Source organism: Streptomyces sp. V3I8 (assembly GCF_030817535.1).
GTDB lineage: Bacteria > Actinomycetota > Actinomycetes > Streptomycetales > Streptomycetaceae > Streptomyces.
The window spans coordinates 6,389,931-6,413,332 of the sequence record NZ_JAUSZL010000002.1; the positions used below are offsets into that span (position 1 = coordinate 6,389,931).

At 72.6% G+C, this 23,402-nt stretch carries 24 protein-coding genes and 1 riboswitch; of the genes, 13 read left to right on the forward strand and 11 right to left on the reverse strand.

Annotation, left to right across the window (positions count from 1 at the left end; translation table 11 throughout):
- Positions 1–9: 9 nt before the first annotated feature.
- Both QFZ75_RS28160 and QFZ75_RS28165 read right to left on the reverse strand, forming a co-directional pair.
- Positions 10–699, reverse strand: a complete 690-nt coding sequence (locus QFZ75_RS28160; RefSeq protein WP_307541270.1) for a hypothetical protein — start codon at positions 697–699, stop codon at positions 10–12.
- On the reverse strand, positions 692–1,501 hold the full coding sequence (locus tag QFZ75_RS28165) for a carboxylesterase (protein ID WP_307541272.1): 810 nt from the start codon (positions 1,499–1,501) through the stop codon (positions 692–694). The genes QFZ75_RS28160 and QFZ75_RS28165 overlap by 8 nt, the downstream gene beginning before the upstream one ends.
- Before the next feature lie 158 nt (positions 1,502–1,659).
- On the opposite strand from QFZ75_RS28165, the gene QFZ75_RS28170 reads away from it, so the two are divergent.
- From QFZ75_RS28170 to QFZ75_RS28185, 4 genes are all read left to right on the forward strand, one after another.
- Positions 1,660–2,448 (forward strand): 1-acyl-sn-glycerol-3-phosphate acyltransferase, encoded by a 789-nt coding sequence (locus QFZ75_RS28170; RefSeq protein ID WP_307541274.1) that lies wholly within the window; start codon positions 1,660–1,662, stop codon positions 2,446–2,448.
- A gap of 38 nt (positions 2,449–2,486) precedes the next feature.
- Positions 2,487–3,767, forward strand: a complete 1,281-nt coding sequence (gene macS, locus QFZ75_RS28175) for a MacS family sensor histidine kinase (RefSeq protein ID WP_307541275.1) — start codon at positions 2,487–2,489, stop codon at positions 3,765–3,767.
- Positions 3,764–4,441 (forward strand): response regulator transcription factor, encoded by a 678-nt coding sequence (locus QFZ75_RS28180; RefSeq protein ID WP_307541278.1) that lies wholly within the window; start codon positions 3,764–3,766, stop codon positions 4,439–4,441. Before macS ends, QFZ75_RS28180 begins: the two co-directional genes overlap by 4 nt.
- Positions 4,442–4,584: 143 nt before the next feature.
- Entirely contained in the window at positions 4,585–5,613 is a 1,029-nt protein-coding gene (locus QFZ75_RS28185; protein WP_307541280.1) for a 6-phosphofructokinase, read from the forward strand.
- A 213-nt stretch (positions 5,614–5,826) separates the two neighbouring features.
- Here the strand turns inward: QFZ75_RS28185 and QFZ75_RS28190 are convergent, their stop codons facing one another.
- Both QFZ75_RS28190 and QFZ75_RS41215 read right to left on the reverse strand, forming a co-directional pair.
- Positions 5,827–7,722 carry an anthranilate synthase family protein gene (locus tag QFZ75_RS28190; RefSeq protein ID WP_307541281.1) on the reverse strand — a complete coding sequence of 632 codons (1,896 nt, stop codon included), beginning with the start codon at positions 7,720–7,722 and terminating at the stop codon, positions 5,827–5,829.
- 111 nt (positions 7,723–7,833) lie between these two features.
- A complete protein-coding gene (locus QFZ75_RS41215) occupies positions 7,834–7,896 on the reverse strand; it encodes a trp operon leader peptide (protein ID WP_152788727.1) in 63 nt (20 codons plus the stop codon).
- A gap of 146 nt (positions 7,897–8,042) precedes the next feature.
- On the opposite strand from QFZ75_RS41215, the gene QFZ75_RS28195 reads away from it, so the two are divergent.
- Positions 8,043–9,395, forward strand: a complete 1,353-nt coding sequence (locus tag QFZ75_RS28195; RefSeq protein ID WP_307541282.1) for a class II 3-deoxy-7-phosphoheptulonate synthase — start codon at positions 8,043–8,045, stop codon at positions 9,393–9,395.
- A gap of 170 nt (positions 9,396–9,565) precedes the next feature.
- The gene (locus QFZ75_RS28200; RefSeq protein ID WP_307544839.1) at positions 9,566–9,811 is read left to right on the forward strand and encodes a bacterioferritin-associated ferredoxin; all 246 of its coding nucleotides are present in this window, start codon (positions 9,566–9,568) and stop codon (positions 9,809–9,811) included.
- A gap of 21 nt (positions 9,812–9,832) precedes the next feature.
- Here the strand turns inward: QFZ75_RS28200 and bfr are convergent, their stop codons facing one another.
- The gene (gene bfr / locus QFZ75_RS28205; protein ID WP_307541284.1) at positions 9,833–10,312 is read right to left on the reverse strand and encodes a bacterioferritin; all 480 of its coding nucleotides are present in this window, start codon (positions 10,310–10,312) and stop codon (positions 9,833–9,835) included.
- A gap of 183 nt (positions 10,313–10,495) precedes the next feature.
- Between bfr and QFZ75_RS28210 the strand changes: the two genes are divergently transcribed.
- The gene (locus QFZ75_RS28210) at positions 10,496–11,128 is read left to right on the forward strand and encodes a sulfite oxidase-like oxidoreductase (protein ID WP_307541286.1); all 633 of its coding nucleotides are present in this window, start codon (positions 10,496–10,498) and stop codon (positions 11,126–11,128) included.
- A gap of 72 nt (positions 11,129–11,200) precedes the next feature.
- Here QFZ75_RS28210 and QFZ75_RS28215 read toward each other — a convergent pair whose 3' ends face one another.
- The 5 genes from QFZ75_RS28215 to thiO all read right to left on the reverse strand — a co-directional run bounded on the left by QFZ75_RS28215 (position 11,201) and on the right by thiO (position 16,490).
- Positions 11,201–12,070, reverse strand: a complete 870-nt coding sequence (locus tag QFZ75_RS28215; RefSeq protein ID WP_307541288.1) for a deoxyribonuclease IV — start codon at positions 12,068–12,070, stop codon at positions 11,201–11,203.
- 163 nt (positions 12,071–12,233) lie between these two features.
- Positions 12,234–14,159, reverse strand: coding sequence for a Stk1 family PASTA domain-containing Ser/Thr kinase (gene pknB / locus QFZ75_RS28220; protein WP_307541290.1), 1,926 nt, complete (start codon positions 14,157–14,159; stop codon positions 12,234–12,236).
- Between the two features lie 155 nt (positions 14,160–14,314).
- On the reverse strand, positions 14,315–15,109 hold the full coding sequence (locus QFZ75_RS28225) for a thiazole synthase (RefSeq protein WP_307541292.1): 795 nt from the start codon (positions 15,107–15,109) through the stop codon (positions 14,315–14,317).
- A 2-nt stretch (positions 15,110–15,111) separates the two neighbouring features.
- Positions 15,112–15,318, reverse strand: coding sequence for a sulfur carrier protein ThiS (gene thiS, locus QFZ75_RS28230; protein ID WP_307541294.1), 207 nt, complete (start codon positions 15,316–15,318; stop codon positions 15,112–15,114).
- Entirely contained in the window at positions 15,315–16,490 is a 1,176-nt protein-coding gene (gene thiO, locus QFZ75_RS28235) for a glycine oxidase ThiO (protein ID WP_307541297.1), read from the reverse strand. Before thiO ends, thiS begins: the two co-directional genes overlap by 4 nt.
- Positions 16,488–16,600, reverse strand: a riboswitch (TPP riboswitch). (Overlaps the previous gene by 3 nt.)
- A 52-nt stretch (positions 16,601–16,652) precedes the next feature.
- On the opposite strand from thiO, the gene QFZ75_RS28240 reads away from it, so the two are divergent.
- From QFZ75_RS28240 to QFZ75_RS28265, 6 genes are all read left to right on the forward strand, one after another.
- The gene (locus tag QFZ75_RS28240; RefSeq protein WP_307541299.1) at positions 16,653–16,997 is read left to right on the forward strand and encodes a hypothetical protein; all 345 of its coding nucleotides are present in this window, start codon (positions 16,653–16,655) and stop codon (positions 16,995–16,997) included.
- A 185-nt stretch (positions 16,998–17,182) separates the two neighbouring features.
- Positions 17,183–18,346: an NAD(P)/FAD-dependent oxidoreductase gene (locus tag QFZ75_RS28245; protein WP_307544841.1), complete on the forward strand. Its 1,164-nt coding sequence runs from the start codon at positions 17,183–17,185 to the stop codon at positions 18,344–18,346.
- Positions 18,347–18,519: 173 nt separating this feature from the next.
- Entirely contained in the window at positions 18,520–18,891 is a 372-nt protein-coding gene (locus tag QFZ75_RS28250; protein WP_307541300.1) for an Rv2175c family DNA-binding protein, read from the forward strand.
- Between the two features lie 105 nt (positions 18,892–18,996).
- The gene (gene thiE, locus QFZ75_RS28255; protein ID WP_307541302.1) at positions 18,997–19,647 is read left to right on the forward strand and encodes a thiamine phosphate synthase; all 651 of its coding nucleotides are present in this window, start codon (positions 18,997–18,999) and stop codon (positions 19,645–19,647) included.
- Between the two features lie 138 nt (positions 19,648–19,785).
- Entirely contained in the window at positions 19,786–20,709 is a 924-nt protein-coding gene (gene metF / locus QFZ75_RS28260; RefSeq protein ID WP_307541304.1) for a methylenetetrahydrofolate reductase [NAD(P)H], read from the forward strand.
- A 57-nt stretch (positions 20,710–20,766) separates the two neighbouring features.
- Positions 20,767–21,741 (forward strand): hypothetical protein, encoded by a 975-nt coding sequence (locus tag QFZ75_RS28265; RefSeq protein WP_307541306.1) that lies wholly within the window; start codon positions 20,767–20,769, stop codon positions 21,739–21,741.
- A 73-nt stretch (positions 21,742–21,814) separates the two neighbouring features.
- Here QFZ75_RS28265 and QFZ75_RS28270 read toward each other — a convergent pair whose 3' ends face one another.
- Complete coding sequence (locus QFZ75_RS28270; protein WP_307541308.1) at positions 21,815–23,332, reverse strand: NAD(P)/FAD-dependent oxidoreductase; 1,518 nt, start codon at positions 23,330–23,332, stop codon at positions 21,815–21,817.
- Positions 23,333–23,402 lie beyond the last annotated feature (70 nt).

The following is a 23,402-nucleotide window of genomic DNA, read 5'->3' on the forward strand; positions in this document are numbered from 1 at the left end:
CACGGGGCGTCAGACCACCGCGCCGCGCCCCGGGTCCCCCTCGTCCTCGTCGTCCCGCATCCGCCCCACCAGCGTGGCGAACCCGCCGAGGAAGCCGCCGATACCGAGCGTGGCGAGGTACCACGTCATGTCCCAGCCGAGCAGCACCGCGAGGAGCAGCAGCACGGGACCGCCGATCACGCCCAGCCAGGCGAACTTGGCCGTCGTGTCCGCGGCCGGCAGCGGAGGCGGCTCGGGCGGCACGAAGTGGCCCTCGTCGTCCTCGTCGGCCCCGTCGGGATCGGCCTCGTCCGGATCCGGCGCCGCGTAGTCACGCGGGCCGGCCACGCCGGGCGCGAACGCGACCGAACTGCCGAGCGGCCTGTCGGCGGCCGGCTCGTCCGCCGTCCCGGCCGTCGTGCCCGGTGTGTCGGGGTCCGCGGTGTCCGTACCGTCCTTCGGGCCCTTGGCGCCCTCGGGCTTCGCGGCGCTCTTCGTGTCGGAGTCGCCCGCGCCGCCGGAGCCGTTGGTCTCGGGCTCCAGGAGCGCCAGGTCCTCCACCGACTTGAACGGCTTGGCACCCGGCGGGTCCGGCGGTTCCTCGCCGTACCCCGCCACGATGGCCTCCCACGCCGCCGTCTCGTCGAACGACGGGCCCTGCTCCCCGCCGGGAGCCGCGTCCTTCTCCTCGGGCTCGCGATCCGCGTCGTGCTCAGCCACCAGTGGCCGTCCCTTCCTGCTGACCCGCCTGGCCCGCGTCGGCCTCCTTGCCGGCGCCGGGTGCGAGCCGGGAGACGAAGGCGAAGCTCTCCTCGAAGATCCGGTCCGCGTCGTGGTCCAACGTCGCGACGTGGTAGCTCTGTTCCAGAAGTATCTCCGTCACGTCCACGGACGACACCCGGCTGAGGATGCGGGCCGAGTCGGCGGGCGGCACGACATGGTCCCGCGGGCTGCGCAGGAGCAGCAGCGGCTGGGTCACCTGCGGCAGTTCGCCGTCGAGCAGCCGGTAGAAGGTACGCATCGAGTGCGCCGCGTGCAGGGGCACCTTGTCGTAGCCGATCTCGACACCGCCCTCCTTGGCGATGTCGCTGGTGATGCCCTTGACCGTCGGGACGAAGTGGCGGACCACCGGCAGGGCGTACGCGGCGAGGCCGTGCACCTTGTTCGCGGGGTTGACGACCACGACGCCGTCGACCGCGTCCCCGTGCTTCGCGGCGAGCCGCAGGGTGAGCGCGCCGCCCATGGAGAGGCCGAGGACGAAGACGTGGGCGCAGCGCTCGCGCAGGGCGCGCAGCTCACGGTCCACCTCCGCGTACCAGTCCTGCCAGCCGGTGAGCTGCATGTCCTGCCAGCGCGTGCCGTGCCCGGGCAGCAGCGGCAGCGAGACGGTGAGGCCACGCTCGGCGAGGTACTGCGCCCAGGGACGCAGCGACTGCGGGGAACCGGTGAAGCCGTGGCAGAGGAGGACCCCGACCTCTCCGCCCTCGTGGTGGAACGGCTCAGCTCCGGGAAGGACCGGCACCTTCGGTCTCCTGTTCGTTCAAGGGCGACGCGACGATCACCCCGAAGCTTCGAGGCGTACTTCACCGTACGCGACCGCACTGACACCGACCAGGGCCGTCGGGCCCGTCGGCGGTGCCCCGGGTTAAGGTCTGAGCGACCTACACAGGAGGCACGCGGGTGATCTACGGCGCAATGAAGTTCTCCATCGGGGGACCCCTGAAGCTCGCCTTCAGGCCCTGGGTGGAAGGCCTCGAGAACATTCCCGCCGAGGGTCCGGCCATCCTGGCGAGCAATCACCTGTCCTTCTCGGACTCGTTCTTCCTGCCCGCGGTCCTCGACCGCAAGGTCACCTTCATCGCGAAGGCCGAGTACTTCACCACGCCGGGCGTCAAGGGCCGGATGACCGCCGCCTTCTTCAAGGGCGTCGGCCAGCTGCCGGTGGACCGCTCCGGAGGGCGCGGCGCCGGCCAGGCGGCCATCAGGAGCGGCCTCGACGTCCTGGAGCGGGGCGAGCTGTTCGGCATCTACCCGGAGGGCACGCGCTCGCCCGACGGCCGCCTCTACCGCGGCAAGCCCGGCGGCCTCGCGCGCGTGGCACTGGCCTCCGGGGCGCCGGTCGTCCCGGTCGCCATGATCGACACGGAGAAGATCCAGCCGCCCGGCAAGGTGATGCCCAAGCTGATGCGTCCGGGCATCCGCATCGGCAGGCCGCTGGACTTCAGCCGCTACAACGGCATGGAGCACGACCGTTTCGTCCTGCGCGCGGTGACCGACGAGGTCATGTACGAGATCATGAAGCTGTCCGGACAGGAGTACGTCGACATCTACGCGACCGCCGCCAAGCGGCAGATCGCGGAGGCGGCGAAAGCGCAGAAGCAGGCGCACAAGGAAGCCCAGAAGGAAGCCGGACAGGCCCACGGGGAAGCCGGACAGGTCCACGGGGAAGCCGGGCGGAGCGGCTCCTAGATCTGGACGGGGCCGCGGGGGGATGGGGGAGTGGGGACATGGCCAAGCGCGAGAGAGTCATGAGGATGTCGGTCGAGCAGCCGCTGTGGCGCGCGCTCACGGGGTACCGGGTTCTGACGCTGTTCTACGCGATCGGTCTCTTCGTGGCGAAGCACGAGGAGTTCGTCCGCCCGGAAGTGGCCGTCGGCTACTACGTGGTGCTCTCCGCCTGGACCTTCGCCACCCTGCCCAAGGTGGCGAACGCCGCGAGCTGCACCAAGCTCTTCCTCGCGGCCGATCTGACCGTCGCCCTCACCGGCATCCTGCTCACCCCGGTCGCGGACGCCCACGACCGGATCGTGGCGGGCGGCCCGACCCTTCCGTCCATCTGGACCGCGGGCGCCGTGCTGGCGTTCGCCGTCAAGGGCGGCTGGCGCTGGGCGGCCTTCGCGTCGGCACTCGTCGGCGTCGCCAACGTCGCGCAGCGCGGTGCCCTCAGCGAGGACACCCTCCACAACGTGCTGCTGGTCTGGGTCGCCTCCATCGCCATCGGGTACGTCGTCGAGGTCGCCCGGGCCTCCGAACGCACCCTGGCCCGCGCCCTGGAGATCGAGGCGGCGACGCGCGAGCGGGTGCGGCTCGCCCGGGACATCCACGACGGCGTCCTCCAGGTGCTGGCCATGGTCCAGCGGCGCGGTTCCGCGCTCGGCGGGGAGGCCGCGGAACTGGGCCGCCTCGCGGGCGAGCAGGAGGTGGCGCTGCGCACCCTGGTCTCCGGCGGGCTCGTACCCGTCTCGCGCGTCTCCGAGGACGAGGCCGAGGGCGCCGTCGTGCGGACGGTGGACGAGCCGGACCCGCGGGACGACTCGGCCCCCCGCGACCTGCGGCCGCTGCTCGCCCCGTACGCCTGCGCGAAGGTGACGTTCGCCGCGCCGGGTACGCCGGTGCCGCTCGCGGCCGGTGCCGCGAGGGAACTGGCCGCCGCGGTGGGCGCCGCCCTGGACAACGTCCACCGGCACGCGGGCGCGGACGCGCGCGCGTGGATCCTCGTCGAGGACGAGCCGGACGCGGTGATCGTGACCGTACGGGACGACGGGCCCGGCATCCCCGAGGGGCGGCTCGCGCAGGCCGAGGGGGAGGGGCGCCTCGGTGTCGCCCTGTCGATCCGCGGGCGGCTGCGCGAGATCGGGGGGACCGTCGAGCTGGTCTCGGTGCCGGGCCAGGGCACGGAGGTCGAGCTGAGAGTCCCCAAGGACGCAGTGAAGGAAGAAGTCGGGAAAGCACCGAAGAAGGCATCGGAGAGAGCCAAAGGTGCGCGGGGGAAGGCGGAGAAGGCATGAGTGAGCGACAGGACCCGATCAGGGTCATGGTGGTCGACGACCATCCCATGTGGCGCGACGCGGTCGCCCGCGACCTGGCCGGGGCCGGGTTCGAGGTGGTCGCGACCGCGGGCGACGGCGAGCAGGCGGTGCGCCGGGCCAGGGCCGCCGCGCCCGACGTCCTGGTGCTGGACCTGAACCTGCCCGCGAAACCGGGGGTGCAGGTCTGCAAGGAGCTCGTCGGTCTCGACCCCGCCCTGCGCGTCCTGGTCCTCTCCGCGAGCGGTGAGCACGCCGACGTCCTGGAGGCGGTCAAGTCGGGCGCCACCGGCTACCTGCTCAAGTCGGCCTCCACGGAGGAGCTGACCGACGCCGTGCGCCGCACGGCGGCCGGCGACCCCGTCTTCACGCCGGGCCTCGCGGGCCTGGTCCTCGGCGAGTACCGCAGGCTCGCCTCCGATCCCGGGCCCGCCACGGGCGGCGGCGAACCGAGGGCCCCGCAGCTCACCGACCGCGAGACCGAGGTGCTGCGTCTGGTGGCCAAGGGGCTGAGCTACAAGCAGATCGCCGAGCGTCTGGTCATCTCCCACCGCACGGTCCAGAACCACGTCCAGAACACCCTGGGCAAGCTCCAGTTGCACAACCGCGTGGAGTTGGTGCGCTATGCCATAGAGCGGGGTCTGGACGACGCGTAAACCCGCCGATACCCACCAACGAGTGACGACGGGTGATCAACTCCCGCACATTGCACCGGAATTGACCTTCCGCCCCCTGCTGAAGTGACCTGGATCACTATTAGCGTGAGTTCCGTCAGCCAACCGCGGCGAAGGGACTTTCCATGCGGGTCGGAGTACTGACCGGAGGCGGCGACTGCCCGGGGCTCAACGCCGTCATCCGGGGCATCGTCCGCAAGGGCGTGCAGGAGTACGGCTATGAGTTCACCGGCTTCCGGGACGGCTGGAGGGGGCCGCTGGAAGGCGACTTCGTCCGGCTTGACATTCCCGCCGTGCGCGGCATCCTGCCCCGCGGCGGCACCATCCTCGGCTCCTCGCGCACCAACCCGCTGAAGGCCGAGGACGGTGTCCGCCGCATCAAGGCGAACCTCGCCAAGGCCGAGGTGGACGCGCTGATCGCGATCGGCGGCGAGGACACCCTGGGGGTCGCCGCCCGGCTCACCGGCGAGTACGGGGTGCCCGTGGTCGGCGTACCGAAGACCATCGACAACGACCTCTCCGCCACCGACTACACCTTCGGTTTCGACACGGCGGTGGGCATCGCGACCGAGGCCATCGACCGGCTGCACACCACCGCCGAGTCGCACATGCGGGTCCTGGTGTGCGAGGTGATGGGGCGGCACGCGGGCTGGATCGCGCTCCACTCGGGCCTCGCGGGCGGCGCCAACGTCATCCTCATCCCCGAGCAGCGCTTCGACATCGACCAGGTCTGCGCCTGGGTGACCTCGCGCTTCAAGGCCTCCTACGCGCCGATCGTGGTCATCTCCGAGGGGGCGATGCCCAAGGACGGCGACCTGGTCCTGAAGGACGGGTCGCTGGACTCCTTCGGGCACGTGCGGCTGTCCGGGGTGGGGGAGTGGCTCGCCAAGGAGATCGAGCGGCGCACGGGCAAGGAGGCGCGGACGACGGTCCTGGGGCACGTGCAGCGCGGCGGCACCCCCAGTGCCTTCGACCGGTGGCTGGCCACGCGGTTCGGGCTGCACGCCATCGAGGCCGTGCGGGACGGGGACTTCGGCAAGATGGTCGCGCTCCAGGGCACGGACATCGTGCGCGTGCCGATCGCGGAGGCGACGGCCCGTCTGAAGACGGTCGACCCCCGCCTGTACCAGGAGGTGGGAGTCTTCTTCGGCTGACCGGCTGACCGGCTGACCGGCTGACCGGCTGACCGGCTGACCGGCTGACCGGCTTCCCCGCCCCCGCCGCCCGTTCCCGTTCCCGACCCTGGGGGCTTCGCCCCCGGACCCCCTTTGCCCTCGGACGCCGGACGGGCTGAAGAAATCAGCCCGTCCGGCGTCCGAGGGCCGGCGGTCCGGGGGCATCGGGACCAGGGTGCGCAACGTCCTCGACTACCTGGCGGGCCGCCGCTGCGAGAACGTGCCGGTGCCCGCCCCCGCGCGCACCTGGTCCACCAGCTCCCGCACGATGTCCGTGCCGCGCAGGGTCAGCACCGACTCGGGGTGGAACTGCACCCCGGCGAAGCCCGGCCCGCGCAGCGCGTGCACCTCGCCCGTCCGGCCGCGGGCGACCTCGATGCCGTGGGCCGCGAGTTCCAGGGCGGCCTCGTCGTCGCAGCGCGCCACGAAGCTGTTGTAGAAGCCGACGGTCTCCGTGCGCCCGAACAGGTCGACGTCCGTCTGGGCGCCCTGGTACGGAACCTCCTTGCGCACGGTCTCCAGGCCCAGTTCCGCCGCGATCAGTTCGTGCCCGAGGCAGACGCCGAGGACGCCGTGCCGGTGCCCACGCAGCACCTGCGCGGTGAGACCGCGCAGGAAGGCCATCCTCGGGTCCGCCAGGTCGGACGGGTCGCCCGGTCCGGGGCCGAGCACCACCGGCCCCTCGTGGGCGAGGACCGCCTCCCGCAGCCCCGCCCCGTCGTACCGCCGCACGGTCACCGCGAGCCCGGAGGAGCGCAGCAGGTGCGCGAGCATCGCCGTGAAGGTGTCCTCGCCGTCCACCACGAGCGCGTGGCCCGTCCGCCCGGCCGACGGCTCCTGCATCCGCAGCCAGAACGGCGCGAGCGAGGACCGCCGCCCGTCCAGCGCGGCCCGCACCCGCGGATCGTCGGCGAGGCCCGTGCGCGCCCCGGTCCCGCGCGGCCGTCCGGGACGTACACCGAGCGCGGCCAGTACGCCCGCCGCCTTGGCGTGGGTCTCGGCGACCTCGCCCGCCGGGTCCGAGCCCCGGACGAGCGTCGCGCCCACCGGCACCCGCAGCCGTCCGTCCGCGCCGATGTCGGCGGTCCGGATGAGGATGGGGGAGTCGAGGGTCTGGGCGCCGCCCGCGTCACGGCCGATCAGGGCGAGGGCTCCCGCGTAGTAGCCGCGCCCGCCGCTCTCGTGCCGCTCGATCACCCGGCAGGCGTTCTGCACGGGCGACCCGGTGACGGTCGCGGCGAACATGGTCTCCTTCAGCACCTCGCGCACGTCCAGCGACGACCGGCCCCGCAGCTCGTACTCGGTGTGCGCCAGGTGGGCCATCTCCTTGAGCCGCGGCCCGATCACCACCCCGCCCATGTCGCCGACCGTGCACATCATCTTGAGCTCCTCGTCGACGACCATCGAGAGCTCCTCGGTCTCCTTGCCGTCGGCCAGGAAGTCCAGCAGGTCCTCGGGCGTCGGCCCCTCGGCGGGATAGCGGTACGTCCCGCTGATCGGGTTCATCACGACGGTCCCGCCGGACATCCGTACGTGCACCTCGGGGCTCGCCCCGACCAGCGTCCGGTCCCCGGTGTGCACGACGAACGTCCAGTACGCCCCCCGCTCGCCCACCAGCAGCCGCCGGAAGAGCGCCAGCGCGTCGGCCCGGCCGAACCCCGCGATCCGCCCCTCGTACGTCCGGCGGATGACGAAGTTAGCGCCCTCGCCGCGCCCGATCTCCTCGTGCAGCACCCGTCCGACGATCCGCGCGTACTCCTCGTCCGCGACGTCGAAGCCCCCGCCCTCGACCCGCACGTCGTGCGCGGGCAGCTCGGCCAGGACCCGCTCCAGCGGGAGTTCGTACGACTCCTCCGGGACGAGCGCGTACAGCGGGGTGCCGTCGTCGCGGACGTCGAAGCCGCGCTCGCGGATCTGGCGGTACGGGACGAGGGCGAGCCCTTCGGGGAGGTCGGCCAGCCGCTCGTGCTCGGTGACCGGCCCGAGCAGCAGCTCGACGGTGTCACCGTGCTCGCTCGGGTGGCCCGGCGTGCGGCGGCGCAGCAGGGCGAACGGGCGGGGGTCGTCCAGCAGATCGAGCAGGTTCATGGGTCCCTGTTCCTTCCTTCGTGGAGAGGAGTGGAGAGGAACGGACCCGGTCGCGAAAACACCGAAGGCCGCCCCTCGGGCGGCCTTCGCGAAGTCTTGCGTACGCGCAGTTCAGTGGGCCGCCGGATGAGCGGTCCACCACCAGTTCTGGTTCTGGGTCGAGTGCGCGAACATACGCCGCACCCTATACCCGTCCCGTGTGTCCGTCCGCCGCACTCGCCCGCCGCACTCGCCCGCCGTACCCGTTCGATCGAGCGCGGTCCGTCTCAATTGATGAGCAGATGGATGGACGCCGGACACGACCCCGTAATGTGGGCGGCGTGACCGTGAACGCTAAGCCCAGCGCGAGCGCTGGCAACACCTGGCGAGACCTTCCCGCGGCGCAGCAGCCCGAGTACCCCGATGCCGAGGCTCTGCGCGCAGTGATCGCGGACCTCGAGTCGTATCCGCCGCTCGTCTTCGCGGGCGAGTGCGACCAACTGCGCGCCCGACTGGGAGCCGTCGCCAAGGGCGAGGCGTTCCTCCTGCAGGGCGGTGACTGCGCCGAGGCCTTCGACGGCGTGTCCGCCGACCACATCCGCAACAAGCTGAAGACCCTGCTCCAGATGGGTGCCGTCCTCACGTACGCGGCGTCCGTGCCGGTCGTGAAGGTCGGCCGTATCGCCGGCCAGTACTCGAAGCCGCGCTCCAAGGGCACCGAGACCCGTGACGGCGTGACCCTGCCGACGTACCGCGGCGACTCGGTCAACGGGTTCGACTTCAACGAGAAGGCCCGGATCCCGGACCCCGAGCGCCTGAAGCGGATGTACAACGCCTCCGCCTCCACGCTCAACCTGGTCCGCGCCTTCACCACCGGCGGGTACGCCGACCTGCGGCAGGTGCACGCCTGGAACCAGGACTTCGTGCGGACCTCGCCGTCCGGCCAGCGCTACGAGCAGCTGGCGCGCGAGATCGACCAGGCACTGAACTTCATGCACGCCTGCGGGACCGACCCGGAGGAGTTCAAGACCGTCGAGTTCTACGCCTCCCACGAGGCGCTGCTCCTGGACTACGAGTCGGCGCTGACCCGGGTCGACTCGCGCACCGGACGCCTGTACGACGTCTCGGGCCACATGGTGTGGATCGGTGAGCGCACCCGTCAGCTGGACGGCGCGCACATCGAGTTCGCCTCGCGGATCAGCAACCCGATCGGGATCAAGCTGGGCCCGACGACGACGGCCGAGGACGCGCTGCAGTACATCGAGCGCCTCGACCCGGACCGCGAGCCGGGCCGGCTGACCTTCATCGTCCGCATGGGCGCCGACAAGGTCCGCGACAAGCTGCCCGAGCTGGTCGAGAAGGTCACCGCCTCGGGCGCGACCGTCGCCTGGATCACCGACCCGATGCACGGCAACACCTACGAGGCGGCCTCCGGTCACAAGACCCGCCGCTTCGACGACGTGCTCGACGAGGTCAAGGGCTTCTTCGAGGTCCACAAGGCGCTCGGCACCCACCCGGGCGGTATCCACGTGGAGCTCACGGGCGACGACGTCACCGAGTGCGTGGGCGGCGGCGACGAGATCTTCGTCGACGACCTGCACCAGCGCTACGAGACGGCCTGCGACCCCCGCCTGAACCGCAGCCAGTCCCTCGACCTGGCGTTCCTGGTGGCGGAGATGTACCGGGACCAGTAGCAGATCAACAGCGGTTCCGGCTGTTACCGGAGCATGTACTGGGGCGCGGATCACATGCGATCCGCGCCCCACCGTACTTTTGTGGCCCGGAAGCGACGGGTAAGGTTAGGTTAGCCTCACCGATCCTCGGGACGGCGTGACCCATCGAATCCCGTCGGGAGGTGCGCCACTTGTTCGTCTGCAACTGCTTCGGAGTGACCGAGGCACAGGTGAAGAAGCACGCGGCGGACGGCGCCTGCACACCCCGCCAGATCGCGTCCGCCTGCAAGGCGGGCACGGACTGCGGGTCCTGCGTGCGGCGCATCCAGGCGCTGCTCGGCCGGGACGGCCGGGACGGCCTCCAGAAGCGCGAGCGGGCGGGTCGGGGCGTCCCCGTACGCGCCGAGATGCCGGAACGGCTGGAAGAGGCCGCCTGACGTCCGGCCTCCTCCGGGGGTCTAACCCTCCGGCTGCTCGATGAGCTGCGCGATGTAGAGCGCCTCGCCGAGCTTCTCCACCAGTTCCAGCTGGGTGTCCAGGTAGTCGATGTGGTGCTCCTCGTCCGCCAGGATCGCCTCGAAGATGTTCGCCGAGGTGACGTCCCCCTTGGCCCGCATCAGGTCGATGCCGCGCCGCAGCCGGTCGATCGCCTCGACCTCGACCTGGCGGTCCGCCTGGAACATCTCGGTGACCGTCTGCCCGACCCGGACGTGGAAGAGCCGCTGGTAGTTCGGCAGGCCGTCCAGGAAGAGGATGCGGTCGGTCAGCAGCTCCGCGTGCTTCATCTCGTCGAAGGACTCGTGCCGCGTGTACTTCGCGAGCTTCGTCCAGCCGAAGTTCTCCTGCATCTTCGCGTGCAGGAAGTACTGGTTGATCGCGGTGAGCTCGGCGGTCAGCTGCTCGTTGAGGAACTCGAGGACCTCGGGGTCGCCCTGCATGGCAGAGGCTCCTTCCGGACAGGGGAACGGGTGGGTTGCGCCGCATGATTGCACCGGTGTTGAAGATCGTCCAGTAAGTGCATGCTTAGTAAGTAAGTACAGGCTTAGTCCGCATTGTCGCGGTTGACCGAATGGGTACGGACCTGGTCGGGTCCACGTTCCCGGGTCTGTCAGGATGGAGTCATGGGTCAGCCGGTGGATCGTGAATCTGGAGAGACAGCACAGCCGGACCTTCCGCCGGGACAGCGACTGCAGCGGGGCTGGCCGGTCACGCACTACGGGCCGGTGCCCAAGTTCCGTCCCGAGCGCTGGGAGTTCAGGGTCTTCGGGGCCACCGCCGACAGCGAGAAGCACTGCTGGACCCATGAGGAGATCACGGCCCTGCCGTACGCGACGGTCGTGGCCGATCTGCACTGCGTGACGAAGTTCAGCATGATCGGCGCGGAGTGGGGCGGCGTCCCGGCCCGGACGATCCTGGAGATCGCCCCGCCCGCACCCGCCGTCACGCACGTCATGGTCTGGGCGGAGTACGGCTACAGCTCGAATCTGCGCCTCGACGACTTCGCGTCCGAGCGCTCGATCCTCGCCACCCACAAGGACGGCGAGCTGCTCACCGCGGAACACGGCTTCCCCCTGCGCCTCGTCGTGCCGCAGCTGTACGCCTGGAAGGGCCCGAAGTGGGTCCGCGGCGTGGAGTACATGACCGCCGACCGCCGCGGCTTCTGGGAGGAACGCGGCTACCACAACGTCGGCGATCCCTGGCGCGAGCAGCGCTACTCCTACCAGGAGGAACCCGGGGACGGGCCCGAACTCTGACGTCCTCGCCGGCCGGGGACCCGCCGCCGGCCGTGGGCCGTGGGCCGACGGGGACGGCCGCGGGGCTGTTCCTCAGCCGTCCCGCAGCTTCTTCAGCCGTTCCACGTCGGCCGCGTGTCCCTCCTTGCCGCCGGGCGTCTCGATGACCAGGGGTACGCCCTCGGTGGCGGGGTGGGTCATCAGGGCGCGGAAGGGGTCCTCGCCGATGTGGCCGGCGCCGATGTTCTCGTGGCGGTCCTTGTGGGCGCCCGCCACGTCCTTGGAGTCGTTGGCGTGGATCAGCTTCAGGCGGCCCTCGCCGACCGCGTCCACCAGCAGGTCGAGGGTCTGGTGCATCCCGCTGGGCCCGGTGAGGTCGTGGCCCGCGGCGAAGATGTGGCACGTGTCCAGGCAGACGCCCAGTTTCGGATGGGCGTCGAGCGCCTCGAAGTAGGGGCCGAAGTCCCAGGTCCGCGAGCAGAGCGAGGCGCCCTGGCCGGCGGTCCCCTCCAGCAGGAGGTCGGGGTCGTCGTCGTGGGTCAGCTCGTCGAGCAGCGGCAGCAGGTGCTCGCGCACCTGCCGCAGCGCGACAGGGCGTTCCCGGCCGCCGGTGGCCGAGCCGGTGTGCACGACCACGCCCCGGGCCCCGATCGCGCGCGCCCTGCGCAGGGAGTGCCGCAGCGACTCCACCGACTTCTCCACGGTCGCCTCGGTGTGCGAGCCGAAGTTGATCAGGTAGGGCGCGTGGACGTACGCGGGAAGGGACCGCGCGGCGCAGGCCGTGCGGAACGCCTCGTCCTGGGCCGGGTTCCCGGCCGGGGTCGCCCAGCCGCGCGGGTTGGCGACGAAGACCTGCACGGCCTCGGCGGCCAGGTCGTGCGCGTACGCGAGGCCTACCGAGGCGAGGCCTCCGGCGACCGGGACATGACCGCCGACGGGGTTGCGGGACTGCTCTGTGCTCACCCTCCCAGGGTGTCACGCGGTCCCGGGCCTCCCGTCGGCGGCCGTGTCCCGGGCGTCCGTCCGGACGTCTGATCGCCCGAGCACCCGAGCACCCGAGCACCAGGACACCCGAGCACCAGGACACCCGGACGCCCGATCGTCCGGACGAGCGGTCCGGCTCCGGTCAGCGGATCTCGATCTTGATCGTCGATCCCTTGGGCGCGGTGTCGCCGCCCTCCGTGGACTGGCTCTTGACCGTGTCGCCGAACAGGCCCAGCAGGCCGCGGTCCTCGTCCACCTCGAAGCCGGCCTCCTCCAGCGCCTGCTTCGCGTCGTCGACGCTGTCGCCCACGACGTCCGGGACCTCGATCATCGGCGGGCCCTTGGAGACCTTCAGCTCGACGGTGTCGCCCTCCGCCGCGTCACTCCCGGGCTTGCGCGACTGCTCCGCCACCTGCCCGGCCTCGTAGTCGGCGGTGATCCGCCCGGTGGCGACCTCGACCGTCAGACCCGCGTCCTCCAGCTCCTGCCGGGCGTCCTTCAGGTCGTCGCCGAGCACGTCGGGCACCTCCACCGGGCGCCCCTTGCTGACGACGAGCGCGATCGCCGAACCGCCGCGGCGCTCGGTGCCCGCCGCCGGCTTCGTGCCGATCACGGAGCCCACGGTGACCTCGTCGCTGAACGCCTTGGTGACCATGCCCGCCTTGAGGCCTTCCTGCTCCAGCCGGTCCTTGGCCTTGCCGAGCACGAAGCCCTTGAGGTCCGGCACCCGCACGATGTCCGGCCCCTCGGAGACCGTCAGCGTCACGGAGTCGTTGTCGCGGATGCGGGCGCCCACGCCGGGGTCGGTGCTGATGACACGGCCGGCCTTGACCGTGTCGCTGTTCTTTTTCTTGACCTTCACCTCGAGCCCGGCGCTCTCGATGCGCCGGACGGCCTGCGCCTCGGTCTTGTCGAGCACCGCCGGGACCTCGGTGAACTGCCCGGAGTTGATGTACCAGACCCCCGCGCCGACGCCGAGGACCAGCAGCACCGCGGCGACGATCGCGAGCAGGCCCCGGCGGGGCGCCAGGGTGCGGCGGCCGGCGCGGGGCGGCTCGGGCGGCAGGGACGGCAGGAAGCTCGTGCGGTGCAGCTCCGCCTCGTCGTCGTTCACCGGGAGCGGCCGCGGCACCGACAGCGAGCGTGGAATCACGCTCGTGAGGTCCTCGGTGCCCGCGCGGTCCGCGGCGACGGCCCCCGGGGGCACGGTGTCCAGCTGGTCGTCGCTCAGGACGACCCGCGCGTCCAGGGTCTGCGCGAGCAGCGCCACCGCGTCGTAGGGGCGGATGCCGGGGTTGCGGGCGGTGGCCGACAGGACCAGTTCGTCCAGCTCGTGGGGCAGGCCGGGGACGGCCGCCGACGGCGGGGGCACGTCCTCGTGCAGATGCTTGTAGAGCACCGCGGCGGGCGAGTCCCCCGAGTGCGGCCGGTCGCCGGTCAGCATCTCGTAGAGGAGGATGCCGCACGCGTACACGTCCACACGGGGATCGGCCGTGCCGCTCTCTATCTGCTCCGGCGCGAGGTAGGACACCGTGCCCAGCACGGCGCCCGTCGTGTGGGTGACCGTGTCCACGGCCCGTACGAGACCGAAGTCCGCCACCTTCACCCGGCCGTCGTCCCCTATGAGGACGTTCTCCGGCTTCATGTCGCGGTGCACGAACCCGGCGCGGTGCGCGGCGCCGAGCGCGGCGAGGACCGGCTCCAGGATGTCCAGCGCGGCCCGCGGCTGGAGCGCCCCCCGCTCGCGCAGCACGTCACGCAGGGTGCATCCGGCGACGTACTCCATCGCCAGGTAGACGTAGGCGCCCTGGGCGCCCTGGTCGAAGACCTGCACCACGTTCGGGTGGGCGAGCCGCGCCACCGACTTGGCCTCACGGATGAAGCGCTCGACGAACGAGGCGTCGGCGGCCAGGGCCGGATGCATCACCTTGAGCGCGAGCACCCGGTCGAGACGGGTGTCCACGGCCCGGTAGACCGTGGCCATCCCGCCGACCGCGATGCGCGCGTCGACGTGATACCGACCGTCGAGCACATGCCCGACCAAGGGGTCTTGAAGGGTCGTGTCCACGCAGGTGAGTGTACGAGCCACCACTGACGGGGCCCTCCGTCCGGGCGGTTCCGGGGCGGTACTGAAGCCGACCTGTGACGGACCCCGCACGCCGATCGGGGCGGCACACCGTACGAATTCGGACAGATGTCCAGGCCGGGAGATGGGGCCGAAGGTCAGAAAGCGGGGCGTTCCGGGTCCAGCCGCGCGATTCCGTCCACCGGGGACGAGGCCTCGGCGAAGTGGCGGCGCGGGATGCGGCCCGCCCGGTACGCCAGCCGGCCGGCCTCGACGGCGTGCCGCATGGCCTCGGCCATGAGGACCGGCTCCTGGGCCCGGGTCACCGCCGAGGCGAGCATCACGCCGGCGCAGCCCAGCTCCATGGCGAGCGCGGCGTCCGAGGCCGTACCGGCTCCCGCGTCCAGGATCACCGGCACGCGCGCGTGCTCGACGATCAGCTGGAAGTTGTGCGGGTTGCGGATCCCGAGCCCCGACCCGATGGGCGACCCCAGCGGCATGACCGCGGCGCAGCCCACGTCCTCCAGTTTCCGCGCGAGGACCGGGTCGTCGTTCGTGTACGGCAGGACCGTGAAGCCGTCGTCGACGAGGGTCTCGGCGGCGTCCAGCAACTCGATCGGATCGGGCAGCAGGGTGCGCTCGTCGGCGATGACCTCCAGCTTGACCAGGTCCGTGCCGAGCGCCTCGCGCGCGAGGCGGGCCGTCAGCACGGCCTCCCCGGCGGTGAAACAGCCCGCGGTGTTCGGCAGCACCCGGATGCCGAGCCGGTCGAGCACGGACAGCACCGAGCCGTGGGACCCGGGGCTCACGCGCCGCATCGCGACCGTCGTCAGTTCCGTGCCGGACGCGACGAGCGAGCGCTCCAGGACGTCCAGGCTCGGGGCACCGCCGGTGCCCATGATCAGACGGGACGTGCAGGACGTACCGCCGAGGACGAAGGGGTCGTCGGCCATGGTCAGCCTCCTTGGACGGCGGTGAGGACTTCGACGCGGTCGCCCTCGCGCAGCCGGGTTCCCGGCCACTGCGCGCGCGGGACGACGGTCTCGTTGAGCGCGGCGGCGATGCCGGCGGGGGCCGCGCACAGGGCGGCGACCAGGGCGGCGAGGTCGGTGTCCGCGGCCAGTCGCCGCCGCTCCCCGTTGACGAGGACGGTCACGCTCATGCGGACTGCTCCGCGAGTGCGGCGGCGTCGAACCGCCGGGGGGTGAACGGGAGCGCCTCCTCGGGCAGTTCGCCGGTGGTCAGGGCGTGCGCCAAGGCGTCGCCGGTGACCGGGGTGAGCAGTACGCCGTTGCGGTGGTGGCCGGTGGCCAGCAGGAGCCCGGGGAGCAGGCTCGGGCCGAGCAGGGGGGCGTTGTCGGGGGAGCAGGGGCGCAGTCCGGCCCGCGTCTCGGTGAGCGGCAGTTCGGTGATGCCGGGGACGAGTTCGTGGGCGTCCCGCAGCAGTGCGTACACACCGCCCGCGGTCACCGTGGTGTCCCAGCCCAGTTCCTCGCTGGTCGCGCCGACGACGAGCTCGCCGCTCTCGCGGGGCACCAGGTAGACGTGGCTGCCGCGGACCACGGCACGCACCGTCCGGCTCAGGAACGGCCCGCCGCGCCGAGGCATGGCCAGCCGCAGCACCTGCCCCTTCACGGGGCGGACCGGCGGCAGTACGTACTCGGGCACGCCCGCCAGGCGCCCGCTGAGGCTGCCCGCGGCGAGGACCACCTGTCCCGCGGGCAGGGCGGAGCCGTTCCGGGTGACGACCCCCGTGGCCCGGTCGCCCGCGACGGTCAGCCGTTCGGCCCATGTGCGGTGGAAGGCCACCCCGGCCCGTTCGCAGGCCGTGACCAGGGCCGCGGCGAGCCGACGCGGGTCGATCTGGTGGTCGCCGTCCACCCGCAGCCCGCCGCGCACGCCCGGCGCGAGCATCGGCTCCAGGCGGCGGCACTCGCGGCCGCTCAGCCACTGCGACTCCAGGCCCGACCGCTGCTGCAGGCTGTGCAGTTCACGCAGGTGGGCGCGGTCGTCGGCGTCGAGGGCCACGGACAGCGTGCCGCACTGCCGGTAACCGAGGTCCGTGCCGGACGCCCCGGTCAGCTCCGCGACGAAGTCCGGATAGCGCCGCGCCGAGGCCAGGTTGAGGCCCAGCAGGGTCTGCTCGCCGTAGTGCAGTTCGGTGACGGCGGCCAGCATGCCGGCCGCGACCTGCGCGGCGCCGCCACCGGGTTCGGGGTCCACGACCGCGACCGTGAGCCCGCGCTGGGCGGCCCGCCAGGCGGTGACCAGGCCGATGATCCCGCCGCCGACGACCAGGACGTCGGACGGAGATGCTTGCGGTGTACGCGACATGGGCGTCCAGCCCCTCCCTTCGCCGGCATGACCCGGATCAGGTTCGTACGGTCGGAGGCCGTCCAGCCTCCCTCTCAGCCCGGTGCGTCCGGGCTCCCGCGAGTGCTCTACGTTGGCCACCCTAACTCCTCGCCCCGCACCGCAGTAAGGGAGCCTCACGGCATGGCCCGCTCGCTCGACGGACTCGTCCTCGCCCCCGTGGCCGACCAGGCCCCCGGCCAGGTGGGTACGCGCACCCGGTTCGCGTACCACGAGGAGGACGGCCGGATCTGGGCCGACTACGCGGGTGGCGACGTCGTGCGCGGCCATCTCGTGGGCACCCGGGAGGGCGACCGGCTCGACTTCCGGTACGTGCAGCTGAAGACGGACGGAACCACCTCGTCCGGGCACTGCGTGTCCCTGGTCGCCGAGACCCCCGACGGGCGGGTGCGGCTGGCGGAGACCTGGGAGTGGGAGTCCCAGGAGGGCAGCGGGACGAGTGTGGTCGAAGAGGTGACCGCGGCCTGAGGCCGGGGTCCGAAGCCGTGCCACGGCCCGGCGGCCCCGCTCCCGGGGCGACGGATCCGCCGGCCGTCCGTACCGCCTGCGCTTACCAACTGTTCGTACCGACTGTCTATGGTGACCGGGTGAGCGAGCTGACGCAGGGAGCGGACCCGACGGCGCGATCCGGGGTCGTGATCGTCGGTGCGGGCATGGCCGGCGTGCAGACGGCCGTCGCCCTGCGGGAGCAGGGCTTCCGGGGGCCCGTGACCCTGATCGGCGCGGAACCCCACCAGCCGTACGACCGGCCGCCCCTGTCCAAGGCCGTACTGCTCGGCAAGGCCGAGGGCTCCGCCTTCGACGTCGACTTCGAGAGCCTCGGCGTCGGACTGCGCCTGGGGCTCGCCGTGACCGGCCTGCACCCCGGCCGGCGCGAACTCGACACCGCCGACGGTCCCGTCCCGTACGACGCCCTGGTCGTCGCCACGGGAGCGGAACCCGTCCGGCTGCCCGGCACCGAGGGCGTACCCGGCGTCCATCTGCTGCGCACCCTCGACGACGCCGAGCGGCTGCGCCCGGTCCTCGCCCGGCAGCTCGACGTCGTGGTGGTGGGCGCGGGCTGGATCGGCGCGGAGTTCGCCACGGCGGCGCGTGAGGCGGGGTGCGCGGTGACCGTCGTCGAGGCCGCCGGCCGGCCGCTCGCCGGCGCCCTGCCGGCCGAGGTGGCCGCTCCGATGGCAGCCTGGTACGCGGACAGCGGGGCGTCGCTGCGCACCCACGCGCGCGTGGAACGCGTCGAGCCCGGCGCGGTGGTGCTGGACGACGGGTCGCGGCTGCCCGCGGGAGCCGTGGTCGTAGGCGTCGGGGCGCGGCCCGCCACGTCCTGGCTGACCGGCTCGGGGATCGAACTCGGCGCCCACGGGGAGGTCGTCGCGGACGACCACCTGCGCACCTCCGTCCCGGACGTGTACGCGGTCGGCGACTGCGCCTCCTTCCCGTCGGGCCGCTACGGGGAGCGCCTGCTGGTCCACCACTGGGACAACGCGCTGCAGGGACCGCGCACGGTCGCGGCGGACATCGCCGGCGAGGCGCCCGGGCCGTACGACCCGGTGCCCTACTTCTGGTCCGAGCAGTTCGGCCGCTTCGTTCAGTACGCGGGGCACCACGGGTCCGCCGACACCGTGGTGTGGCGGGGCGAACCGGCCGGGCCCGCCTGGTCGGTGTGCTGGCTCCGGGAGGGCCGCCTGGTCGCCGTCCTGGCGGTGGGCCGGCCCCGGGACCTGGCACAGGGCCGCCGCCTGATCGAGACGGGCGCGGTGATGGATCCCGCCCTGCTGGCGGATCCCGGGCGCCCCTTGAAGAAAGCCGCGGTCTGAGCCCCGTCGGGGGCGCGGGGAAGCGCGCGACCGGGCCCGCACCGGCCCCCACCGGCCCCACGGGCCCGCACCCGACGAGCCGCCCCTGGTCCCCTCCTGAGCCGGCCGCAGGCCGCACCACCGGTGGGTGACCCGGGTACCCACTGTCAGCGGGAGGTGGCAGGCTTGTGTGCGTGACCGAGATTGACGCAAAGATCGATGCTCTCGTCCCCGCCTGGCTCACCCTCCCCGACATCGCCGAACAGTTCGGCGTCGAGGTGACGCGCGTCCGGCAGCTGGTCAAGGACGGCCAGCTCATCGCCGTACGCCGTGGTGAGAACCGCGCGCTGCACGTCCCCGCCGCCTTCATCGACGCGGACGAGCAGAAGGTCGTCAAGGGCCTCACCGGCACCCTGACGCTCCTGCGGGACGACGGCTTCTCCGACGAAGAGATGCTGGAGTGGCTCTTCACCCCCGACGAGAGCCTGCCGGGCACGCCCGCGCAGGCCCTGAGCGAGAATCGCGGCACGGAGGTGAAGCGCCGCGCCCAGGCGCTCGCCGTCTGACCTGATCACGCCACACGCCACACGCCACACGCCACACGCCACACGGCGTACGGGCCGCGCTCCCCGCGGCCCGTACGCCACCGACCTGCCACGGGGGACCCACGCATGCCCGCACCCACCGCACGCGACCGGCTCGCCGACGCCCGGGTCTACCTCTGCACGGACGCCCGCAGGCGCCAGGGCGACCTCGCCGACTTCCTGGACGCGGTCCTGGCGGGCGGCGTGGACATCGTGCAGTTGCGGGACAAGGGCATGGAGGCCGCCGAGGAGCTGGAGCACCTCGCCGTGTTCGCGGACGCCTGCCGCCGGCACGGCAAACTGCTCGCGGTGAACGACCGGGCCGACGTCGCCCACGCCGCCGCGGCCGACGTCCTGCACCTGGGACAGGGAGACCTGCCCGTCCCCGCCGCCCGGGCGATCCTCGGCGACGGGACACTCATAGGCCGCTCCACACACGCCGGACCCGAGGCCTCGGCCGCCGCCGTCCAGGACGGCGTGGACTACTTCTGCACCGGGCCCTGCTGGCCCACCCCCACCAAGCCGGGGCGCCACGCGCCGGGTCTCGGCCTGGTCCGGCACACGGCCGCGCTCGCCACGGACCGCCCCTGGTTCGCCATCGGCGGCATCGACCTCGGCAACCTCGACGAGGTCCTCGCGGCGGGCGCCCGCCGCGTGGTCGTCGTACGGGCGATCACTGAGGCCGACGACCCGGGCGCGGCGGCGGCGGAGTTCGCGAAGCGCCTGCGGACGGCGTGAGGCCGCCGGGTCCTTCGGCGCGGCGCACCGGAAGCCCGGCCCGGCCCGGTTGTCCGAGGCGTGGACAACAAGTCGACAATACGGTCAAATCTCCCGCATCCGGTTGGGGGACCGCCCTCCCCTGACTAACCTGCGGGTATGGCCCTCGGATCTGCTTCCACCCGGACCGACCGCGCACGCACCGTGCGGGACATGCTCGCGTCCGGCAGGACGACGTACTCGTTCGAGTTCTGGGCACCGAAGACCGAGAAGGGCGAGCGCAACCTGTGGAACGCGCTGCGCAGGGTCGAGGCGGTCGCGCCCAGCTTCGTCTCCGTGACGTACGGGGCGGGCGGTACCACCCGGGCCGGCACGGTCAAGGCGACGGAACAGATCGTCTCCGACACGACGCTCACCCCGGTCGCCCACCTCACCGCCGTCAACCACTCCGTCGCGGAACTGCGCAACATCATCGGCCAGTACGCGGACGCCGGGATCCGGAACATGCTCGCCGTGCGCGGCGACCCGCCCGGCGACCCCATGGCCGACTGGGTGGCGCACCCCCAGGGCCTCACCTACGCGGCCGAACTGGTCCGGCTCATCAAGGAGTCGGGCGACTTCTGCGTGGGCGTCGCGGCCTTCCCGGAGATGCATCCGCGGTCCGCGGACTGGGACGCGGACGTGGCGAACTTCGTCGACAAGTGCCGGGCCGGCGCCGACTACGCGATCACGCAGATGTTCTTCCAGCCGGACGCGTACCTGCGCCTGCGTGACCGGGTCGACGCGGCGGGCTGCAGCACGCCGGTCATCCCCGAGGTCATGCCGGTGACCAGCGTGAAGATGCTGGAACGATTGCCTCAACTCAGTAACGCGTCGTTCCCGGATGCCCTGAAAGAGCGGATCCTCACAGCCAAGGACGATCCGGCGGCTGTACGCTCCATTGGCATCGAGTTCGCCACGGAGTTCTGCGCGAGGCTGCTGGCCGAGGGAGTCCCCGGACTGCATTTCATCACGCTGAACAACTCCACCGCGACGCTTGAAATCTACGAGAACCTGGGCCTGCACCACCCGCAGCAGGCCTAGACCGGCCGCATCGTCGTACGCCACACTGCGTAGCGGCCGCCTGGGAGAGGGGCGTACATGGGCTGGACGGTCCTCTACATCGCATTCGGCTTCGTCGCGCTGTGGCTGCTCGGCGAGGTACTGCTGCAGTACAAGGCCCGGCTGCGCTGGCGGCTGCTGGCCTTCGGCGGCTTCCTCGGGGTGGTCATCGGTGTCCTGATCCCGTCGGTGGTGGTCATCGGTCTGGGCGCGGCCGCCTTCGCCGTCGGGCAGACGTACGTCACGCTGTCGTTCCGCAGCGGCTTCGCGGCCGGCTGGGCCGTCGCCGGACGGCCGGGCTTCACCAAGCGCCGCCGGGGCGAACCCGACCGGCAGGACCCGACGCTGGAGGTCACGGACCTCCAGGCCGCGGAGAGCGGAACGTTCCCGCAGGGGGACTTCGGCAGGAGTGAGTCCTTCGGCCGGGACGAGGCCTTCGGGCACGAGGACTCGGTCTTCGGACAGCGTCCGGCGGCCGCCGCCGCGGCCACCTCCGTGTACGAGCCGCAGCCCCTGCCCGACGAGACCGGGCAGTACGGCGTCTACAGCGACGCCGCCTACGCCGCGGCCACCCAGGCGCAGGGCCAGAACCAGGATCAGGGCCAGAACCAGGATCAGGGGCAGGCGCAGGACCAGTTCGCGCAGAACTACGGGTACGACGGCGGCTACGCGAACTACGACCAGCAGCAGTACGGCTACGACACGGGGCAACAGCAGCAGTACGCCGCCTACTCCGACCCGTACATCGGCACGCAGTCCTACGACGCCGGCTCGTACGGCCAGTCCTTCGAGGGCTCGCAGCAGCAGTACGAGCAGCAAGGACAGCAGGGTTACGGGCAGGACCAGTACGCCACGGGCAACTACGCCGGCGAGACTCCGCCCGGCGGCGTCTGGGTGCCGCAGCAGCGGACCACCGAGGACCCGTACGGGGGCGAACTCCCGCCGGAGCAGCCCTACCCCTACGAGGGCGACGGGCAGCAGGGCGGCTACGACGAGCAGCAGTACCGGTACTGACCGACGGCGGTGACCGGGCCGGGCCCCGACCCGGGTCCGGTCCGGACCCGGCGCGGCGCCCGCCCCGCGGGTGTCACTGCGAGCCCCGGAAGTCCGGTCCCTCCACGATCAGCCCGGCGACCAGCGCGCCCGACATGCCCGCGTGCGGGAGTCCGCCGCCGGGATGCGCCCAGCCGCCGACCGCGAACAGGCCCGGCAGGCGCGTGGTGTTGGCGGGGTGCAGCAGCCGTCCGCCGGCCGCGGCGAGGGCCGGGGCCGGCACCGCGCCGCCGTCCGCGCCGGTCGCCTCCGTGATGTCCCGCGGTGTGCGCACCTCGTGCCACAGGACTCTGTCACGCAGGTCGTGCACGGCCCGCCCGGCATGGGTGATCATCTCTTCGGCGAGCTCCGCGAAGGCCCCGCGCGGGGCCGGGTCCGAAGCGCTGTCGCAGGCGGGCACCGTCGCCGTCAGCGTGAGCGCCTCGTGTGCGCCGTCCGGTACCGACGCGGGGTCGTCGGGCCGGGTCACGGTGACCGTGGGCCGTCCCGGCACGACGGGGCCGCCGTCGAACAGGCGGCTCAGTTCCGCCGCGCGGTCGTCCGTGTGCACCACCGTCCGGTGCGCCGCTCCCGGCGGCCGCGGGCCACGCAGCGCCAGATGGACCGTCAGCCGGCTCGGCAGCCCGCGCTGCGGGGGCACCTCGTCCACGCCGCGCGGCGCCGTCGGGGGACCGAGCCGGTCCAGCACGCCGGGCGCCACACCGGCGACCACGAAGTCCGCCTCCACGACGGTCCCGCCGGCCAGCTCCAGGCCCGCCGCACGGCCGTCCTTCTCGACGATCCGCTCGACGGCCGCCCCGAAGGTGAACTCCACCCGCCGGGCCACGCACCGCTCGTACACGGCCCGGGCCAGCTCGCGGAGGCCGCCGCGCACGTACCACACGCCGAACGCGTGCTCCATGTACGGCAGCACGGCCGCACTCGCCGGAGCCGCGCGCGGATCGAGACCGTACGCCAGCGCGTGGCTCTCCAGGAGGGCGGCGAGGCGGGGGTCCGCCAGCTCCCGGGCGGCGACCTCCGCGAGCCGGCCGGCGCTGCGGGTGCGCAGCAGGCGCCGCTGCCGCAGTGCCGGGTAGGGCTCGCGCTCGCCGAGGACCCGCCAGTCGGTCCACAGCGGCTCCTCCAGGAGCGGCCGCCGCGTCCGGTCCCAGGCCTCGCGCGCCCGGACCAGGAAGTCGCCCCAGCGCTCACCGGCGCCCGCCCCCAGGGCCTCGTCCAGGGCCGAGACGACACCCGCGCGGGAGGCGTTGGGCAGGGACACCTCCGTGCCGTCCGCGAAGACGTGCCGGGCCGCCGGGTCGACCTGGACCAGGTCGACGCAGGCCTCCAGCGGCTCCTTGCCCGTCTTGACGAACAGGTCGCGGTAGACCGCGGGCACCCGGAGCAGCGCGGGGCCGGTGTCGAAGGCGAAGCCGTCGCGCTCGAAGCGGCCCACCGCGCCGCCGTACGCCGCCGTGCGCTCGAACACCGCCACCCGGTGGCCCGCGACGGCCAGCCGGGCCGCGGCCGCCATCGCGCCCATCCCGGCGCCGATCACCACGATCCGTGCCATGTCAGGGACTGTATCGGCCGCCACCGACAGCCGGGGCCGCGGCCCCGGCCGCCGCCGGCGGCCGCCCGCC

What these genes read in the sequence shown, in the direction of transcription:
- macS (WP_307541275.1), top strand. Translation starts at nt 2,487, where the DNA reads ATGGCCAAGCGCGAGAGAGTCATGAGGATGTCGGTCGAGCAGCCGCTG.
- QFZ75_RS28180 (WP_307541278.1), top strand. Translation starts at nt 3,764, where the DNA reads ATGAGTGAGCGACAGGACCCGATCAGGGTCATGGTGGTCGACGACCAT.
- QFZ75_RS28185 (WP_307541280.1), top strand. Translation starts at nt 4,585, where the DNA reads ATGCGGGTCGGAGTACTGACCGGAGGCGGCGACTGCCCGGGGCTCAAC.
- QFZ75_RS28190 (WP_307541281.1), bottom strand. Translation starts at nt 7,722, where the DNA reads ATGAACCTGCTCGATCTGCTGGACGACCCCCGCCCGTTCGCCCTGCTG.
- bfr (WP_307541284.1), bottom strand. Translation starts at nt 10,312, where the DNA reads ATGCAGGGCGACCCCGAGGTCCTCGAGTTCCTCAACGAGCAGCTGACC.
- QFZ75_RS28210 (WP_307541286.1), top strand. Translation starts at nt 10,496, where the DNA reads ATGGGTCAGCCGGTGGATCGTGAATCTGGAGAGACAGCACAGCCGGAC.
- QFZ75_RS28225 (WP_307541292.1), bottom strand. Translation starts at nt 15,109, where the DNA reads ATGGCCGACGACCCCTTCGTCCTCGGCGGTACGTCCTGCACGTCCCGT.
- thiS (WP_307541294.1), bottom strand. Translation starts at nt 15,318, where the DNA reads ATGAGCGTGACCGTCCTCGTCAACGGGGAGCGGCGGCGACTGGCCGCG.
- thiO (WP_307541297.1), bottom strand. Translation starts at nt 16,490, where the DNA reads ATGTCGCGTACACCGCAAGCATCTCCGTCCGACGTCCTGGTCGTCGGC.
- QFZ75_RS28240 (WP_307541299.1), top strand. Translation starts at nt 16,653, where the DNA reads ATGGCCCGCTCGCTCGACGGACTCGTCCTCGCCCCCGTGGCCGACCAG.
- QFZ75_RS28245 (WP_307544841.1), top strand. Translation starts at nt 17,183, where the DNA reads ATGGCCGGCGTGCAGACGGCCGTCGCCCTGCGGGAGCAGGGCTTCCGG.
- thiE (WP_307541302.1), top strand. Translation starts at nt 18,997, where the DNA reads ATGCCCGCACCCACCGCACGCGACCGGCTCGCCGACGCCCGGGTCTAC.
- metF (WP_307541304.1), top strand. Translation starts at nt 19,786, where the DNA reads ATGGCCCTCGGATCTGCTTCCACCCGGACCGACCGCGCACGCACCGTG.
- QFZ75_RS28265 (WP_307541306.1), top strand. Translation starts at nt 20,767, where the DNA reads ATGGGCTGGACGGTCCTCTACATCGCATTCGGCTTCGTCGCGCTGTGG.
- QFZ75_RS28270 (WP_307541308.1), bottom strand. Translation starts at nt 23,332, where the DNA reads ATGGCACGGATCGTGGTGATCGGCGCCGGGATGGGCGCGATGGCGGCC.